This window comes from Arcticibacter tournemirensis (assembly GCF_006716645.1).
Lineage (GTDB): Bacteria > Bacteroidota > Bacteroidia > Sphingobacteriales > Sphingobacteriaceae > Arcticibacter > Arcticibacter tournemirensis.
Window position 1 is genome coordinate 204,113 of record NZ_VFPL01000002.1, and the last position, 17,423, is coordinate 221,535.

At 43.9% G+C, this 17,423-nt stretch carries 11 protein-coding genes; 4 read left to right on the plus strand and 7 right to left on the minus strand.

Going from position 1 to position 17,423, the window contains the following annotated elements; all coding sequences use genetic code 11:
• Window positions 1-79 precede the first annotated feature (79 nt).
• Window positions 80-565: a YMGG-like glycine zipper-containing protein gene (locus tag BDE36_RS22420; protein ID WP_141816767.1), complete on the plus strand. Its 486-nt coding sequence runs from the start codon at window positions 80-82 to the stop codon at window positions 563-565.
• A 56-nt stretch (window positions 566-621) separates the two neighbouring features.
• On the opposite strand, the gene BDE36_RS22425 is transcribed toward BDE36_RS22420, so the two are convergent.
• The 4 genes from BDE36_RS22425 to BDE36_RS22440 are packed head-to-tail and all read right to left on the minus strand — an operon-like array spanning window position 622 to window position 5,243.
• Window positions 622-1,947: a D-alanyl-D-alanine carboxypeptidase/D-alanyl-D-alanine-endopeptidase gene (locus tag BDE36_RS22425; protein ID WP_141816768.1), complete on the minus strand. Its 1,326-nt coding sequence runs from the start codon at window positions 1,945-1,947 to the stop codon at window positions 622-624.
• Between the two features lie 3 nt (window positions 1,948-1,950).
• Window positions 1,951-2,991 carry an aminotransferase class I/II-fold pyridoxal phosphate-dependent enzyme gene (locus BDE36_RS22430; protein ID WP_141816769.1) on the minus strand — a complete coding sequence of 347 codons (1,041 nt, stop codon included), beginning with the start codon at window positions 2,989-2,991 and terminating at the stop codon, window positions 1,951-1,953.
• Window positions 2,992-3,004: 13 nt separating this feature from the next.
• Window positions 3,005-4,102 carry a mandelate racemase/muconate lactonizing enzyme family protein gene (locus BDE36_RS22435; RefSeq protein ID WP_141816770.1) on the minus strand — a complete coding sequence of 366 codons (1,098 nt, stop codon included), beginning with the start codon at window positions 4,100-4,102 and terminating at the stop codon, window positions 3,005-3,007.
• A 55-nt stretch (window positions 4,103-4,157) separates the two neighbouring features.
• Window positions 4,158-5,243 (minus strand): hypothetical protein, encoded by a 1,086-nt coding sequence (locus tag BDE36_RS22440; RefSeq protein ID WP_141816771.1) that lies wholly within the window; start codon window positions 5,241-5,243, stop codon window positions 4,158-4,160.
• A 621-nt stretch (window positions 5,244-5,864) separates the two neighbouring features.
• Here BDE36_RS22440 and BDE36_RS22445 point away from each other — a divergent pair.
• A complete protein-coding gene (locus tag BDE36_RS22445; RefSeq protein WP_141816772.1) occupies window positions 5,865-11,672 on the plus strand; it encodes a carboxypeptidase-like regulatory domain-containing protein in 5,808 nt (1,935 codons plus the stop codon).
• 306 nt (window positions 11,673-11,978) lie between these two features.
• The gene (locus tag BDE36_RS22450; RefSeq protein WP_128771010.1) at window positions 11,979-12,350 is read left to right on the plus strand and encodes a response regulator; all 372 of its coding nucleotides are present in this window, start codon (window positions 11,979-11,981) and stop codon (window positions 12,348-12,350) included.
• 3 nt (window positions 12,351-12,353) lie between these two features.
• On the opposite strand, the gene recO is transcribed toward BDE36_RS22450, so the two are convergent.
• Genes recO through BDE36_RS22465 form a run of 3 tightly spaced genes read right to left on the minus strand, consistent with a single transcriptional unit; the run spans window position 12,354 to window position 13,760 of the window.
• Window positions 12,354-13,079 (minus strand): DNA repair protein RecO, encoded by a 726-nt coding sequence (recO, locus tag BDE36_RS22455; RefSeq protein WP_141816773.1) that lies wholly within the window; start codon window positions 13,077-13,079, stop codon window positions 12,354-12,356.
• A complete protein-coding gene (locus BDE36_RS22460) occupies window positions 13,079-13,426 on the minus strand; it encodes a diacylglycerol kinase family protein (RefSeq protein WP_141816774.1) in 348 nt (115 codons plus the stop codon). Before BDE36_RS22460 ends, recO begins: the two co-directional genes overlap by 1 nt.
• A 34-nt stretch (window positions 13,427-13,460) precedes the next feature.
• Window positions 13,461-13,760 (minus strand): signal peptidase, encoded by a 300-nt coding sequence (locus tag BDE36_RS22465; protein WP_141816775.1) that lies wholly within the window; start codon window positions 13,758-13,760, stop codon window positions 13,461-13,463.
• Between the two features lie 269 nt (window positions 13,761-14,029).
• Here BDE36_RS22465 and ileS point away from each other — a divergent pair, with 269 nt between their 5' ends.
• Window positions 14,030-17,422 carry an isoleucine--tRNA ligase gene (gene ileS / locus BDE36_RS22470; RefSeq protein ID WP_141816776.1) on the plus strand — a complete coding sequence of 1,131 codons (3,393 nt, stop codon included), beginning with the start codon at window positions 14,030-14,032 and terminating at the stop codon, window positions 17,420-17,422.
• Window position 17,423: the final 1 nt, after the last annotated feature.

A 17,423-nucleotide genomic window follows, 5' to 3' on the forward strand; every position in this document is an offset into this window, starting at 1 on the left:
TACAACAAATACTTTTATCGCATTTCAGATTCTGGCACCATTTTTTCTTTACTAGTGGTGAGTTTAAAAAAAAGAAATCATGAAAACTATAATAACAATGTTCGCATTAGCTGTTGCATTAACAGGATGCAGTAATAATGACAAGGCAAATAACACACAGGCGTACCGTGATTCGATAAAAAAAGCGGTGCAGGACAGTATCAAGCTGGATAGCTTCCAGAGGGCTGAAGTTCAGGCGAAGGAAAAAGCAAGAATAGATTCCTTAGCTGAAGTGAAAGCTGCAAGTCAGGCTGCCGCCGCCAGACGTACATATGCCAGTCGCCGTTCATCAGGAAGTGTCCACCCAGTAGTACAAAGTGACTACTACGAACAGACAGCTCCCAGGAAAAAAGGATGGAGCGCAGCGGCTAAAGGCGCCGCCATCGGAGCGGGTGCTGGTGCAGTAACCGGTATTCTGGTGGATAAGAAAGACGCACGTGGAGCTATAATTGGCGGTGTTGTCGGAGCTGGTACTGGTTATGTTATCGGTCGTCAAAAAGACAAACAAACTGGAAGGGCTCAATAACCCTCTTTCTGAACAAAAAAGAACAGGCTCCGGAATACCCCGGGGCCTGTTCTTTTTTAGAATCTGTTATGAATCTCCGTAATTACCCTTACCATTTCGGCTCTTATTTCCGACGTCGGCCTCACAAAATTATTATTCATAAAAGAGAAGCTCAACTTTCTTCCTTTCCGCGTAACAAGATACCCGCTCTGGTTATGGTTATTTGACAAAGAGCCCGTTTTGGCCCACACGAAGGGAAGCCCGTTGTCGGTTTTATAGGCAAGGCGAAGAGTTCCGGTTACTCCCCCTGCCGGTAGTAAAGAATGGAGTCTTTCTTCATTGCCAACTTTATCTCTTATTTTATTTAAAAGAAAAACAACCGAGCGGGGAGTAAACAAATTATGTCTGGACAGGCCCGAACCATCTACCCATTGGAGAGTATCGGGAAGATCGTTCAAGAAATTCTTTCTGCTATATGCGATTACAGAATCCGTACTCAGTGTACTCCCAAGCAGAGACGAACAGGTAAGCAACAGTTGTTCTGCAATGAAATTATCACTAACCAGAAGCATTCGCCGGTAAACCGAGTCCGACGGCATACTATATATCACGGAAGCAGCTGATGGCATTGGAGTATCGACTATACCAATCGATTTTTTCAACGTATCCTGAAGCAAGGCAAGAGTTAGTGCGGTACTGGTTTTCCAGGGAATTTCCTGTTTGAAACCGGCGGGCACAGGCATTGCGGGATATATAAATTCATTACCGAAAACCTTACGTACGACTGTAAAAGAGCCGGGGCGAAAGGCCGCATCCTGTCTCAGAAATCTCTTAAGATACGACGGCCTTATCTGCAGCTCTCTATTTTTATCTGCAAACACAATGGCTACATTATCCTCTAACGGAAGGGCTGTTATCTCGGCCTGGTAATAATCGTTATAATTGTCCAACGGCCAGCCTCTTCCAAAAATGTCTCCGGAGTAATTTCCTGGAGCATAAAAAAGTTTCTCCGGGCTATTTTTTAAAAATTCGTAAACGCGGGTGGATTTCAAATAAGTATGAAGCAAGGAAGGATCTCCCGTTCCCCAAAAGATCAATGAATCGCCTTTATGAACATACCGAAGGCCGGGGATAGAGTCCCCGATCATATTCAGCGCCGTATAAAAAGTAAACAGCTTCGTGTTAGAGGCAGGGATAAAGTGCTTGTCGGCATTCAACTCATAGATCATTTTGTTTTTGTCCTGGTCATATAACGCGAAGCCGGTGAAGTGGTCCTTAAGGATCTCTGACTTCTCCACCAGTTTCCTGATCTTTCGTGCGCTGATCTTTTGAGCCGCCGCGGAAATACTCAGTAGAACTAAGATAAAAAGGCAGCCGGATCGTACAGCAAACATGTTCTTCATAAATTAACCTTTGGATAAAATCAGGTGTAAACATTCAGCTACATACTCCAGATCCCTTGGGGTATGCAAAGCGTTCAATACTAATCGTTTGATTTTCTTTCCGGAAGGATCAGGGTACGCAAACGATGAAATAATAATACCGTATCCGGCGAGAAGTTCCTCGTCCATATCTTCGGGTAATATAAACATCGGCAGTTCAGGATGATATTGAATGCCCTGTATATCCTTTATGCATAAAGAAAAGTAGGTTATATTCCGGGCAAGCTTCTCCCTTTGCTCTGAATATATCTCCTGCCCATTGACAAAAGCGTACATCTGTGCAGGCAAGGTAGCCGTGACGGCAGCATAGTCCGGCAAAGCTCTTAAGCGTCCCGCAATTTCTTTTGAACAACTTACAGCTCCCCCGAGGATACCGAAGGCTTTTGAAAGCGAATATGTAAAGATATATTCAAGCAATGCTCCGGCCGGCAATAATGCATGTATTCCCGAACCCTTATCTCCTATTAATCCAATCCCGTGTGAATCATCAATGATCCCTGTTACTTCTTTTTGAACTTCTTCTAAAAACGAAAAGTCATTTACAACAGCCCTTAATGGATTTACTGAATCTCCCGCAAAACCAGCAATTCCATAATTGCCGTCATCGTTTATTTTACTGAGGAACCAACGGCACCATTCATTATAATCTGTTTGCAATGCCTTATTCTTTAAAATGGCGGGATGTGAGCCGGGGGCGTTGAAGAACTCGCCATCGTTCACCTGAATCGCAGCACGGCCAGCGCTAAACCCTGAAGGGAAAAGAACCGTATCTTCAGACCCGGTTATGTCTGATAGAAGTGCTTCACATTCCTCATAAATATTAAAACGGGTATTGGAGACCCTCGCAGAAGAACATAGCCATCCATATTTACAAATACCTTCCTGTAACAAACGGGCGAATCCTGGAACTGCATTTATTCCCAGATAATTATACCCGGAAAAGAACAGATATTCTTTACCTCCTGAAAGTGCTGTACGCCCTGGAGTTCTCTCTAAATAATGCATTTACCAATCTGTTTCATATAATTACCGCAACGCATTTATCCAGATAAGACTGGTCGACATCTGCACCTATACCCGGAGCGTCTGTCACATGTAAATCCATCCCGGCGTACTCCACTCCTCCTAAAACAGGATCTTCCAATTGTCCAAGCAAACAGGTATCGAGGTCGAAAAAAACAACATTTTTATGCGCCATTGCAAAATGAACATTGGCGGTGAGGGCAAGGCGGCTCTCTAGCATACTGCCGATCATACATTGTACACCGTTAATTTCGGCCACCTCATTTATCTTTATGGCCTCGCGAATGCCGCCGCTTTTCGCAAACTTTATATTAATGTATGATGCGGCTTTATTTTCAATAATCCTTTTTGCATCATGATGGGTATACACACTCTCGTCGGCCATAATGGGGACCGGTGAGATCCTGCCAAGTTCAGGCAGAAGCTGATCATCCCATTTACGCATAGGTTGCTCGCAAAAGCGAACATCATACTCAGCCAGCGCCTTTAAAGCATAAACTGCTTCATCGAAGGTCCAGCCCTGATTAGCATCTGCCCTAAGTTCTGTTTGGGGACCAACCGCCCTCCGTATTTGTTTAACCCGCTCAATATCTTCGATGGGCTGTTTGCCAAGCTTTACCTTAATGATCGCAACACCACGACCGGTGTATTCAAGCGCTTTAGCAGCCATCGCTTCAGGAGTGTCAATACCGATCGTAAGATCGGTGGTGATGGTTCGTTTCCGGCCTCCTAAAAACTGACACAGGGGCATACCTGCTTTTTTTGCAGCCAGATCGTAAAGCAGCATATCAAAAGCACTTTTGGCTGTATAGTTGCCGGCGGCATACAGATCAAGCTCGTTCAGCCTGGCCTCAATATCCGTGGCATCTTTTCCTTTCCAGATAGCCGCAAAGTCCTTTGCCATCTCAAAACATGTCGCCTGTGTCTCTCCAACAATCATTGGAAAAGCAGAACATTCTCCAACCCCCGTTATCCCAGCATCAGTATGAGCCCTGACGAATACATTCTGGGCATAGTACATAGTTCCGGTTGCTATTACAAAGGGCTCTATCGGGATAGAATATTTGTAGATTTCGAAAGATGTAAATATCACAATTCCTAAATTACACTATCCCGGCTTATTATCCAACAATAGTAGTCTAAACCTCCTAAAACTTCACCCTTTTCCCCATGAGCTTGCTGGTATCAATAGCCGTTTCTTTAGCAATGGCCGAGTGCCCGCTCATCTCCCGGAGTTTCTCCCTTACGATTTGATCCATTTCCTGCAGCTGCTGCTGTCGTTCCTGACCCGAAAGCCCCGGGCTCTCTTCTGCTTCGATGGACTTTCGCTCACCGCCCGCTGCCGCCCGCTGCTTTCGCATACTGCTCTGGAAGCCGTTCCCCCGGTAACCCGCCATGATCTGGATACGCGGAGCGACGCCCGATGCTGTTGCCTCTTCATGGTGCTGTATGGCCCTGCTCTCCCCGTATCCTGCCTCTGCTTCATCTTCCGACTGGAAGGCCGCGATCAGGCTTACCGGGTTAAAGTCCTTACTGTTGAGGGGCTCCTGCTCGTATGTATAGATGTTCGCTGCCATGCATTCCAGCATGCCCAGCACCAGCAGCAGGCAGCCTTTGGGTACTTCCTGTTCAAATACCAGCTCTTGAGCGGCATTCAGGCCGCTGCTTTCCATGACGATCTTCTTCTCGCCGATATACTCATAGAACTCTTCCTTGAAGTTAAAACCTACCAGTACAAAGCTGAGCCGGTAACCGGTAACCCTGTAATGTCCCTTAAAGGGAGTGACAAAGTCCCTGCGGGGATCGATCTCCGGCAGGCTGATCGTTACCTGTCCCTTCTCATTACGCCTTACCTGTGGCCGGATCTGCAGCACCTGCGAGAACTTGCTGTATTCATTGAACTCCAGTCCCTCCAGGAATGAGAGCTCCCCGTCGTGCAGGTCGCGATCACCACGCTCCCGGCTGCGGCTGCCCCGGATGGCGCGCGAGACCGCGGCCGTCATGCGGTTGACCATCCCTCCATCGTAAAAGTGATGATAAAAGGGCCGGAAGGCTTCCCTGAGAATTTTGGATGCCTGACTGATCAGTCCGAATTCTCCGGCAGCCTCCTGGCTGGCCTGGGTTTGTTTGAAGCGCCGGGGACGGCCCTGAACGATGTTCATCCCCCGGTAGCTGCGGTATACCACGGAGCCTGCAGTGCCGTGGATGCCGCCTTTACTATCGATTACTGCCATATATTTCCTCCTTTTTTTAATTGCTTCAGCCATCAGCAGCTGGCACAGGGCAGGGTTAGGACGGTAACACGATGCGGAGGTCGGCGGCTTTAGCTGATGTAAAGTAAAGTTGATAAGAACTGCAAAAAGATGAAACAGGTATTTGCAATTTATAATCAGTTTAAACTAAACGATTGATTCCCTTTGGTTTGAGTTGTTCTGGCAATCCAAGCAAAGGCATAGGCAGGAGCCTCCCGGCTCCGCGAGTGGTCTGCTACTGCGTATCCCCTGGCTATCTGTATTTCTTCACATCAGGGTGGCTCAGCGTATAGTGAGTCTACCTTTTTGTCCAAAAGGTAGACTCACAGTAGGGAATCATTAGCAGAAGTAGGGCAATATTGATACTCAGGGCATAGCCTGGGGATAACAGGGGGCGGCCGGGAGGGCTATGCGATGAACACGGTACTTATTGACAAGACCGGACTAAGACCGCTCCAAAAAAGACCTGTGTTTAACTTAAGTCAACAGGTCGGGGCCTCCTTAAGATTTATTATGTTACAGATAAAAGCTTTCTCAAATTTGCTTTTTTAATTCGAAATTATGGAATAACTTGCAACAAAACATCCGGTTATAAACATTCAGATGAAACACCTTTTACTTATCCTGAATCTGATTATCCTTATCTCGTCGACGCACGCTCAAAAGCCGCTTACAAACAGCAGACAGAGCAGCTATTACACTTATATTTATCGTTTGGACGACGAGACCGTCAAGCGGTTTTATTCCAAAAAGATCTTGACCAATGAGATCGCCGGTCATCCCCTCGACTCGTTCCTCACAGATAAGCCCCGGCCCCTTCACCTGCAGCCAGGTAATTATCTTGAAGTACACGCATTAAAAAACAAACTTCAGTATAAACTTCTGCAACGGCGATCAGCATATTTGAAGATACTTGAAAACAGGCATGACCTGCAGTTTGTGCTGAGCAGCGTTAATGGCGAAAAAGTTGAAGATGCCCAGGTTTATCTTGAAGGACGTAAGATCCCTTTTGATCCCGAAAGACAACTGTACCATACACGGAGACCCCGGAAAAACCAGCTTCTCCAAATTAAGCATCAGGGGATAAGCAACTATTACAGCCTCACCTCAAAACCGGAATACCGTTATTCCTATAAAAAACCTGGTTTATTCTCCCGGTTATGGAATTTTGTAAAAAAGCCCTTCCGGAAAAAACAAAAAGGCAGACCCTATTACTATACTCCGCCAGTCAATCCGGGGTTCCTTGTTTTCAACAAGCCTGTTTACCGGCCCGGCGATACAGTTAAGCTGAAGGCTTTTATTCTCGACAAAAAGTCGAAAAAGCCTATAAGATATCCGAAGCTTCTTGTGAGATTAAAAGACGACCCATGGGATAACGGAAAGATCATTGGCTATGTAAACGCCTATCGTCCGGGAGGCTTTGAATATGAATTCAAACTAACCGATAGCCTGGATCTCGATCTGGACGATGATTATACAGTCAGTCTCGAAACCCTTGAGAGCGCGAAATACGACCTTGATGAATACGACGGTGACCTTGAGGACCGGGAGTATTTAATGAAACGCACAGTCTTTCAGGCAAGCAACTTCCATTACGAGGATTACGAGTTAAAGACCAACCGCTTCGCTATGCGAGCTGATAAAACCGGCCATTCTCCGGGAAGCCCTATCTCGCTATATTTTAAAGCGACAGATGAAAATGACCTGAACGTTGCTGATGGAAGGATTGAGCTGACGCTAATGAGCCGGAACAGTAGGAATTACAAAGAAAACACTGTGTTTATCCCGGATACCTTGTGGCAGCATCAAATGCAATTGGACGCAACAGGAGAAACAAAACTGGTAATTCCCGATTCTATATTCCCAAAAGCAGATCTGGACTTTACAGCTGACGCGGTTTTCCTGAATGCAAATAACGAAAGACTGAATGACCTCAAATATCTGTCGTTCAAGTCTGAAAGCAAAGAGATTGATGCGAAACTGGACGGTGATACTTTGAAAATAAACTATCGTATCGGAGGCAAAGAGATTCGGACGACCGCCATGCTCGCTGTTTGCAATGCAAATAACGACACCCTATTGGTTAAAAAAATACAGTTACCGGCCCGCGAACTGCTTGGTCAGGGCGCTGACGTTTATTCCGTAAGCGTTGATTCGTACACGAAGGCGTTTAGCGTACGAAGTTTCCCCGCCGAACTATCAGCGTCAGGCTATCGCAATGCCGACTCGCTCTTTATTAAGGTTTCTAATCCGCGAAAATTAAATTTCTGGTACACCGTTTTTTCAGGAAAGAAAATCGTACTACAGGGTAAAACCAATAATCTTAATTATGCCCATCCTTTTAAAGAGAAAAAAAATGTCTCGGTTCTGCTCAACTTCCTCTGGGGCGGAGAACCGGCACAACAGGAGATACAGGTCCCTTACCAGGATAAACTGCTGAGTATTCAAACCAGCCAGCCCCTTACCGTTTATCCCGGCCAACAGATAAATATTGAAGTCGACGTGAAAGATGCTTCAGGGAAACCCGTCGCGGGAGCCGACATTACTGGTTACTCGTTTACCCGTAAATTTCAAAACGCCACCGTCCCCTTTATACCCTACCTCGGCAGAGTCTATCCATACAGAACACTTTCCAATCCGGTTACTATTGGAAAGCTCCAGGAAAGTGGCGAACTTAAATTGAACTGGCAGCGATGGAGTAAAGAAATGGGCCTTGACAGCATAGAGCACTATAAATTCACTCATCCATCAGCTATTTACCGAATCGGGGAGCCCGCACCCGATAGCATCACTCAGATCGCACCGTTTGTTGTAAAAGACGGCGATATCCTTCCTGTGCATATCCTGTACATTGATGAAAAGCCCGTCTATTTCAGCCAAACGACACATCTCCAGCGTTATTCATTCAGAGTAGAGCCCGGGTCTCATAAAGTTCGCTTCAGGACCAAAAACATGATGATTACCCTGGACAGCGTCATTGTTACGAAGGGCGAAAAACTTATTCTCTCCTTAAATGGCGATATGCAGAACAACACCTCTGCCAAATTTGTAAAACAAGCGAAAGTTTTAAGTTCATACGAGGCTACTCTGATTAATAAATACCTCATCAGCGTGGTTAATAATTTTGGAGACCGTTTCGCCACAATAGAGCAGAGCAACAGTATTTTCCTTCTGAATACCGAAAGTTCGGATAACTATGGCATCAGGCCCCATAGCGATGCAGTACTAACCGGCCCGTATAATGGCCTTGCAGTGCGGTTTACACGAAAGGACTCCCAGCCGGTGTATTTCAATCCGGAACCAGGGTACTCATTCGAGTTTCAACCCGGCCTGCTGAAACAGAAGTCGCTGGATGAAAAATATCCTTTCAGTTTGTACCTGGATAACAATACATCCAATGGTAATGATTATACGCAGTACGCGCTTACCGGCGGGGAGGTGGATACGCTATGGCAATATTATCTTGATCTCAGAAGCCATACCACCCGCCTGTTCAGAAATGAGTACTTATCTGGAAGGGGTACAGGAAGACTAATTATCAAGGTAGATACCCTGAATACAGGAAAAGTCCCTTTTGTAAAAAACATTATTGTTTATAAAAAAGGTGATCCTGATTTTATGAAAATCTTTCCCGGAAATACAACGGACCTTCAGAATTATAGTCCGGGTATTTACAGGGTCTTCTACCTTCTGAAAGGGAATAAATACATTCTCCAGGATAACGTCCGGATCAGAGCTAACGGAACAAATTACTACAGCACCGGAAAACCCGATATTCTGCCGGCAGATGCTGTGAGCTTTAATATTGCAAAGGTCATTGAAAACAAGAGCAGATTAAATGGTAGTAACCAAGAGGACGAGTCCTCGCAATTGATAAAAGAGGTATTTAACGAAAAATATCTGGATACAGGGACATTTACAGGGTTGATGAGCGGAGCAGTATACGACAAAAAAGATAAAACTCCCATTCCTGGAGTTACTGTTAAAGTAAAAGGAACTTCTGCCGGGACAACTACAGATATGTCCGGCCGCTTTTCCATCAAGGTTCCCTCGTCGGGCAAGCTTCAGATAATGCTTATAGGTTATGAAACAAAAGAAGTAAGCATACAAAATGGAGGTACCGCCGATGTTTACCTGTCAGAGAGCCATCTTTCACTTGATGAAGTGGTGGTCGTGGGTTATGGCGCACAAAAGAAAACAGCAGTAACTGGTGCTGTTTCTGTTATGTATGACAGACTGGAGGGCGTGCAGATCCGTGGCGTCGCTTCCTCCGCTTCAGGAAGCCCGTTGATTATTGTTGACGGTGTTCCATATGCAGGAAACATGGCAAGCCTGGATCCTTCTCTGATTGGAGAAATGAATATATTGAAAAATGAAGCCGCTACAGCACTGTATGGTTCCCGGGGGGCAAATGGCGTAATTCTAATAAGCACAAAAAAGAAGGTGGGGAAAGCTGGAGCAGGAGAAGCACAGCCAGAACAGCAACCAATTTTCCGGAGAAACTTCGCGGATTACGCCTTCTGGCAGCCGCGGTTAAGAACTGACGAACAAGGCAAGGCCAGCTTTACCGTTACCTTTCCTGATGATATTACCAACTGGCGTACCTTCTTTATAGGAATGAGTGGCAATAAGCAAAGCGGCTATGCTGAAGGGCAGATCAAATCTTACAAATCTATTAGTGCCAGCTTTACATCGCCATTGTTTGCAGTCCGCGGAGATACGTTTGAACCGGTTGGCAAGATCATGAACTATACTACCGATACCATCAGTCTGAACCGCAGTTTCAGCTTCAACGGAAAGCTCATGAAAGAAGATACTTTTAGAATTACGAATTCAAAAATAGACACTTTCAGGATTCAGGCAGAAGGGAAAGACAGCCTGCATTTTGAATATTCCATTAAACGACCGACCGGATATTTCGACGGAGAAAGGCGGTCAATTCCCTTATATGAGAGAGGAGTACTGGAAACAAAGGGCGTTTTTGAAACCCTTGAAAAAGACACCTCCATATCGCTACGCTTTGATCCGAAACTTGGGAAGGTCACTCTCCGGGCAGAAGCCTCTCTCCTGCCCGTGCTACTGGAAGAAACTAACCGGCTACGGAAGTATGAATATCTCTGTAATGAACAAATTGCGTCTAAACTCAAGGGACTTCTGGCTGAGAAAAAGATAAGAGCTTATCTGAAGGAGCCTTTCAAACATGAAAAAGACATCAATGAACTGATTAAGAAACTACTTGAAAACAGGAGGAAAGAAGGTACATGGGGATGGTGGAAGGATACAAGTGCGGAGTTATGGATCAGTTTGCATGCTGCCGAAGCCTTGCTCGAGGCCGACGCAATGGGTTATAGAACCCAGATTGACAAGCAGAAACTGATAGACTACCTGATATATGAAGTAAGCTTTTTGAAGGGGCAAAACAAATTGACAGCTATAGAACTGCTGAGCACATTGAATGCGAAAGCTGATTTTAAATCGTTGATAAAAGACTACGAGAGATCGCTTTCACCTAAACAGAAAATAACGGCGTATGAAAAGATGAAACTTATGCGAACCAGACAAAGGGCCGGACTACCGGTTTTAACTGATAGCCTTCTTAAAACAATACGTTATACTATGTTTGGGAATGCTTACTGGGGCGAGCAGCGATATCTTTTCTTCGACAACTCCATACAACTTAGTATCCTGGCTTACCGGATCCTCCGCGAAGACGGAAAGCACACTGCGCTTTTAAGCAAAATAAGGAACTACTTCCTCGAGCAACGAAAAGACGGGCAATGGCGGAACACTTACGAATCGTCTTTGATCCTTGAGACCATTCTTCCTGACATTCTTAAAGACGGAAAGACGCCAGAACCAGCTTCTCTTATACTTTCAGGGGAAAGGAATGAAACAGTTACACGTTTTCCGTATACAGCGATGCTCGATAACAACGCGAAATTAACTATTGAGAAGAAGGGGGAATTTCCGGTTTACCTAACAGCTTATCAGCAGTTTTTTAACTCTTCGCCGGCAAAAACAAACAAGGACTTTACTGTAAATACTTCGTTTGAAAAAGACGAAAACAAACTGAACGAGCTGAAGGGCGGACAACCCGTTGTACTTAAAGCTGACGTAATTGCCCGGGCTGACGCAGACTATGTAATGATTGAGATACCCATACCTGCCGGTTGTTCCTACGAAAGCAAAGAACAGTCCTATTCATACACAGGAAGCGAAGTGCACAGGGAGTATTTCAAAAATAAAGTGAGTATCTTTTGCAATAAGCTAAAAGCAGGACGATATAGCTATAGCATAAAGCTGGTCCCCCGCTACACCGGAACCTATACCCTCAATCCTGCAAAAGTAGAAATGATGTACTTCCCGGTATTTTTCGGACGTGAAGAAATAAAACAAATTCGGATTAAGTAAAAAGAAAAGCCAGAAAGGACGTTAAAAAAATAAGCTCCTGATGGGCAGGAGCTCAAACTAACCAATTATAAACCTAAATTATGCAGAAAGAAATTCCTTATAATTTCTGCCGCAAAGGTAAGTGTAATAATAACACTAAGCAAATCTTTTTTACTTTTTTTTCAACTACCTAAAAGCATGAGTTTTGTGTTTAAAAATATTCGCAGTCGGTGAAACATTTCCAGATAAACGGGGTTAAGATCCATAAGCTATATGCTATCCGGAACTATCGGAATAGACGTAATTATATAAAAGGGAGCTGAAGGCATGTCAAAACGCATACTCATATTCGACGATGACGTCGATATACTATCTATTTGTAGTTATATCCTTGAAGAACAGGGATGGGATGTTCATACTTCCCCGCATTGCAACAATATTTCTGAATTTGTACGGGGTATTCAACCGGATGTAATACTCATGGATAATTGGATACCCGATTCAGGAGGCGTTATTGCCACCCAAACACTTAAAAGTGAAAGAGACCTCAGGACGATTCCGGTAATATACTTCTCTGCCAATAATGATATCCAATCTTTAGCTGCACAGGCCGGAGCGGATACCTATCTTGAGAAACCGTTCGATCTAAACGAACTCGAACTGGTGATTGAGAGGGTGATGGCTAGTAAGGTAGCATGATGCTTAACTGAGCACCTCTTCTAAAACAAGATGCGACCTGATTTCACCCAGGCTGTCGATGTGTAAATGATAGTATTCTAACATTTTAGTCAGGAGCTCCTTCCTTTCTAAAGAGCTCAGCTTCACTTGCTCCAGAGTTTCAGTGTTACAGGATAACAGATTTACAAAATGATTAACCAGACTCCCCTGTATAAAATGAAGGTGCAACGGCAGCTCCTTTGTAAACACCCCGTTTTTAAGGTCAAAATATAGAGATCCCGATGATGACCTGCTTTGAGGATAAAACCCCAGGTACCTGGTTAACTTTAATAAAAACCATAGATGGTAATTTGCAAGACCTTTAGTGAGATGATCGAGCACTTCAATGCTTTGACTTAAAAATTCAAACAGCCTTTCATCTGCAGAATGCTGCCGTATACTTCGATAAAGAACTTCATTCAAAAAGATAGCAAGCGAGCTCTTCACAACATCATAAGGAATGCTCTCGAAAACCGGATCGTTCCTTAGTTCTGAAATTCTCTGAATGTTGCCAGAAGGCTTGTGATAGACGATCATATCCAGCAAATGCAGGGGTTGCAGCATATTCATGCGTATTCTCCCTTTAGATTTTTTTACTCCGCTGATAAGATATGACTGCATGCCGAACTTCTCGGTAAATACCTGCACTATCACACTGCTTTCCGAATAGTCGGTAGTCTTTAAAACAATTCCCCGGGTTTTATGAAGCATCAGAAGATTTTCGGAATAAAGATAAGCAAGCCTGTTACAAAGGCAAAAAAAGCAGTAAATAATACTGCTCCGGAGCTTAAATCTTTTATTACACCCGCCTTTACATGATAGTCCGGAGAAACCAGATCTACCAAAACTTCAAGGGCGGTATTAAAAAGTTCGCTTATAAACACCATTGCGATAACCGCTAGAATCCATAGCCATTCATACGTTTGTATTTTAAAATAGAAACCCATGGAAACTGCGAAAATTGCAGCGAGAGAATGAAACCTGAAGTTGATTTGCGTTTTGAAAGCATACCGGATCCCTTGCCATGCATATTGGAAACCGTAAAAGAATTTTTTCATCCTTTGGTAGCTATGAAGAAAACAGGTACAAGCGTTATGTCATATTATTAACTTGTAGTTTCCTTTCTCTGTTCCTGCGTAACGCCTTTCTTTCTGCTTTTCTCTGCTCCTTTTTCTCTGCCTCTGCGGCACGCTCCTCCACAAGGCCTTTATATTCAACTTTCCTCACGAGACTATAGAAAACAAACAGGAAGCCGGCACCAAAAAGTATTGTACCCAATATCATCGCCCAGCCGTACGGCCCCCATTCATTTTGTTTTATCGCGTAACCAAGAATATTAAACCCTATACCCGGAACGATTAGCAGAAGACCTCTTTTAAGATACTTATTCATAGTGAATCTCTGACAAAGGATGTGCCACTAGTGCCAAAGGTCTTTATTCATGCAGACAATAGGATTAAATAATGTTGTGAGTATTTAATGTATAGAGAAGCAGACAGTATCGCAGAGGATATTGTCTGCTTCTCAGTGTCATTCTCTGGTAAACCTTGCTTTCAAAATCGTATATGGCGGGGACAATTGCCCATGTTTTTCTCATACTTCCTGCTTATTTCGGCGTATTTTAGTAAATTGCACCCTCATTTTTTGGAGATAAAGCACTGATGTACAAAGAATATAAACAACTTAATTTATCGGAAACAGGAAAAGAAATCCTTGAATACTGGAAAGACCGTCAGATATTTGAAAAAAGCATTTCGAACCGCCCTGCTTCAAAACCATATACTTTTTACGAAGGTCCCCCTTCAGCTAATGGAATGCCGGGCATTCATCACGTAATGGCCCGCAGCATCAAAGATATATTTTGCCGTTATAAAACACTTAAAGGCTTTAGAGTAGAGCGTAAAGGAGGTTGGGATACACACGGACTTCCCATTGAGCTTGCTGTTGAAAAAACATTAGGGATAACAAAAGAAGATATCGGCAAAAAAATAACTGTCGAGGAATATAATTCAGCCTGCAGGAAAGAAGTAATGAAATACACCGATGTATGGAATGACCTTACTGAAAAAATGGGCTACTGGGTTGATCTTGAAAACCCTTACATCACGTATAAAAATGAATATATAGAGACCCTGTGGTGGATACTTAAGGAGCTTTATAATAAAAACTTTCTCTATAAAGGTTATACCGTTCAGCCTTTTTCCCCTGCTGCAGGCACCGGACTGAGCTCACATGAGCTGAATATGCCGGGAACGTACCGTAACATAAAGGATACGTCTATTGTAGCCCAGTTTCACCTCAAACATGATCAGGTGCATCCGCTTACGCCTGTTCTTTTTCAGAACGAAGCGGAAGATACAGTTGTGCTTGCATGGACTACTACTCCCTGGACGTTGCCGTCTAACTGCGCGCTTGCTGTAGGGAAAGATGTTTCTTATGTAAAGATCCGGACATTCAATCCATATACTTATTCGCCGGTAAGTGTGATTCTGGCGAAAGAACTGGTATCAAAGCATTTTAAACCAGAAGGACAGACTGCTTCTTTTCGGGATTACAAAGGAGGCGATAAGGTTATCCCATGGGAGCTTGCAGGAGAATTTAAAGGCAGTGATCTGATAGGCCTGCGTTATCATCAGCTTATGCCCTATGTATCGAACGAGAAACTCGAAAAAGATGCATTCAGGATTATACTGGGTGATTTTGTGACTACAGATGATGGTACCGGAATTGTGCACATCGCTTCTATTTTTGGAGCTGATGACTTCAGGGCAGCGAGGGAAAACAACATTCCTTCAGTGTTAGCTACCGATGATAAAGGCAACGAATATCCCCTGGTTGACCGTCAGGGACGCTTTACAGATGAAGTTACCGACTTTGCAGGCCGCTTTGTAAAAGAAGAGTATTATCCTGATGAAGTGCGCAATCAGCCTGACTTTAAGCCTACTGATGTTCTAATAGCCATCAAGTTAAAGGAAGACAATAAGGCGTTCGACGTAAAAAAATATGAGCATAGCTATCCTCATTGCTGGAGAACTGACAAGCCGGTACTCTATTATCCGCTTGACAGCTGGTTTATCCGTACCACAGCCGTAAAGGACAGGCTTGTAGAACTTAATAAAACCATTAACTGGAAGCCCGAGGCTACCGGTACCGGACGCTTTGGTAACTGGCTGGAAAACCTTGTTGACTGGAATCTCTCCCGCTCACGGTATTGGGGCACCCCTTTACCAATCTGGCGAACAGAAGATGGCGCAGAAGAAGTATGCATTGGCTCAGTAGAAGAATTGAGAGGCAAACTCACTGAAGCTTTAAATTCGGGTGTGCTCAATGCCGAAGAAAACGACAAGATCACTAAAATAGCTGACTCGTTTGATCATTCTTCTTTCGACCTGCACCGTCCTTATGTTGACGATATTATCCTGGTTTCTTCTGATGGCAGGAAAATGTATCGTGAGCCCGACCTGATCGACGTCTGGTTTGATTCAGGAGCAATGCCTTACGCCCAGTGGCATTATCCTTTTGAAAACAAGGAGAACTTTGAGAATGCTTATCCCGCCGACTTTATAGCTGAAGGGGTTGATCAAACCCGCGGCTGGTTCTTTACTCTGCATGCAATAGCGGTAATGCTTAAAGATTCAGTGGCATTTAAAAACGTAGTGTCAAACGGACTGGTTCTTGACAGGAACGGCAACAAAATGTCTAAACGACTTGGTAACGCTGTTGATCCTTTTGAAACAATAGGAAAATACGGCGCTGACGCTACTCGCTGGTATATGATCAGCAATGCTTCACCATGGGATAACCTTAAGTTTAATATTGAAGGCCTTGATGAAGTACGCCGTAAATTCTTCGGCACACTTTATAACACTTATGCTTTCTTTGCCCTGTATGCCAACATAGATGGCTTCAACTACAGTGAAGAAGAGATTGCAATTTCAGAAAGGCCTGAGATAGACCGATGGATTATCTCGTTGCTTAATACATTATCGAAAGAGGTGGATGGTTATTATGGCGATTTCGAGCCTACCAGAGCCGCAAGAGCTATTCAGGACTTTGTGGACGAGCATTTAAGTAACTGGTATGTACGACTATGCCGTCGCCGTTTTTGGAAAGGCGATTATACAGAAGACAAAATATCGGCTTACCAAACACTTTATACTTGTTTAGATACCATAGCTCGCTTGATGTCGCCTATTGCACCCTTCTTTAGCGAAAGATTGTTTCTTGATCTGAACACTATTACAGGGAAAGATAGCGCAGAGTCCGTCCATCTTACAGACTTTCCTGAATATCATGATAGCCTGGTCGACACAGGCCTTGAAGAAAGAATGGCCCTTGCTCAGGACATCTCTTCACTGGTACTGTCGTTGAGGAAAAAAGTTGGCATTAATGTACGCCAGCCTTTGAATAAAATACTTCTCCCTGTACTCGATAATACCTTCAGAGAAAAAGTTGAACGTGTAAAAGAGCTCATACTTTCTGAAACGAATATCAAGGATATAGAATTTATTCACGACACTTCGGGTATTATCACTAAAAAAGTAAAACCAAACTTCAAGGCCCTCGGCCCTAAAGCTGGGAAATACATGAAGGACGTCGCCTCTTTTATTACATCTCTTAGTCAGGAAGAACTTGCTGATTTTGAGGCTAAAGGAACCATAGAGTTCCTAAGGGACGACTTTACCCTGACCATTCCGGTTGAAGATGCTGAAATCATTGCCGAGGACGTCCCCGGATGGCAGGTAGCAAATATTGGAAAACTAACAGTCGCCTTAGATGTTACGCTAACTACTGAACTAAAGCAGGAGGGCATTTCAAGGGAGCTTGTTAACAGAATTCAGAACCTGAGAAAAGAAATTGGATTGGAGGTAACAGATAAGATTAATGTTATTGTATCTCCGGACCCTTATTTCGAAGAAGCAGTGAAGAATAATTTATCATATATTTGCGCCGAAATTCTGGCTGACTCTTTTGAATTTGGATCCGGCCTTCAAACAGGTGAAAAAGTTGAAATTGAAGAAAAGGAATTATTAATATCTATTACAAAGACTTAAT